Source organism: Microbacterium sp. H6 (assembly GCF_003314775.1).
Lineage (GTDB): Bacteria > Actinomycetota > Actinomycetes > Actinomycetales > Microbacteriaceae > Microbacterium > Microbacterium oxydans.
Map to the genome: position 1 here is coordinate 15,257 of NZ_QOAY01000112.1, position 1,048 is coordinate 16,304.

At 67.7% G+C, this 1,048-nt stretch carries 1 protein-coding gene and 1 pseudogene; both read right to left on the bottom strand.

The annotated features are described in order from the left end of the window. A pseudogene (locus DSP71_RS23325) lies at window positions 1-337 on the bottom strand (acetyl-CoA C-acyltransferase); the annotation flags it as partial. After that, window positions 330-998: a CoA transferase subunit B gene (locus DSP71_RS22665; RefSeq protein WP_174799781.1), complete on the bottom strand. Its 669-nt coding sequence runs from the start codon at window positions 996-998 to the stop codon at window positions 330-332. The gene DSP71_RS22665 and the pseudogene DSP71_RS23325, both read right to left, overlap by 8 nt. Between the last annotated feature and the right edge of the window lie 50 nt (window positions 999-1,048).

A 1,048-nucleotide genomic window follows, 5' to 3' on the forward strand; every position in this document is an offset into this window, starting at 1 on the left:
CGACCACTTCGGCATCACCCGTGCGGATCATGCGTGCGGCGTCGATGATCGCCGTCAGCCCCGACAGACAGACCTTGTTCACCGAGTGCGCCGGCACGTCCCATCCGATGCCCGCGCCGATCGCCGCCTGCCGCGCCGCGTTCTGTCCCGACCCGGCCGCGAGCACCTGACCGACGACGACGGCATCGACATCGTCGGGATCGATCGTGGCCTGTTCGAGCGCGCCGCGGATCGCCAGTGATCCGAGCTGAGGCGCTGTGAACGCGGAGAGCTGCCCCTTGAGACGTCCCTGTGGGGTGCGAGCAGCGGCGACGATGACGACGTCGTTCTCAGTCATGGTGCGTGGTCCTTCCGTTGTGCAGTGCGCGGGAGACGATGAGGGGTGGCTCCGTCGCGGCGACGACGTCATCGACCGTGACGTCCGGCGCGGTCTCGACGAGCACGAGTCCCTCCGATGTCACGTCGATCACGGCGAGGTCGGTGATGATCCGGTCGACGACGCCTCGACCCGTCAACGGCAGGGAGCACTCCTCGACGATCTTCGCGGAGCCGTCTTTCGCGACATGCTCCATGAGCACGATGACCCGGCCGGCGCCGTGGACCAGATCCATGGCACCGCCAGGGCCCTTGACCATCTTGCCGGGGATCATCCAGTTCGCGAGGTCTCCCGCTGACGAGACCTGCATCGCCCCGAGGATCGCGGCATCGATCTTGCCGCCTCGGATCATGCCGAAACTGGTCGCCGAGTCGAAGAAAGCCGCCCCGGGGAGAGCGGTCACCGTCTCCTTTCCCGCATTGATCAGGTCGGGATCGACCGCGTCCTCCCGCGGATAGGGGCCGACGCCGAGGATGCCGTTCTCCGACTGCAGGACCACGGTGACACCGGGCGGCACGTGATTGGGCACCAGAGTGGGGAGACCGATGCCGAGGTTCACGTAGGCGCCGTCCTGCAGCTCGGCCGCAGCGCGGGCGGCCATCTGCTCGCGGGTCAGTGCCATGTCAGGCTCCTTCCACGGCGACGGTGCGCCGTTCGATGCGCTTGGGGATG

Bases quoted from the DNA above. Each gene is read 5' to 3' on its own strand.
- DSP71_RS22665 (WP_174799781.1), bottom strand. From the start codon at position 998: ATGGCACTGACCCGCGAGCAGATGGCCGCCCGCGCTGCGGCCGAGCTG.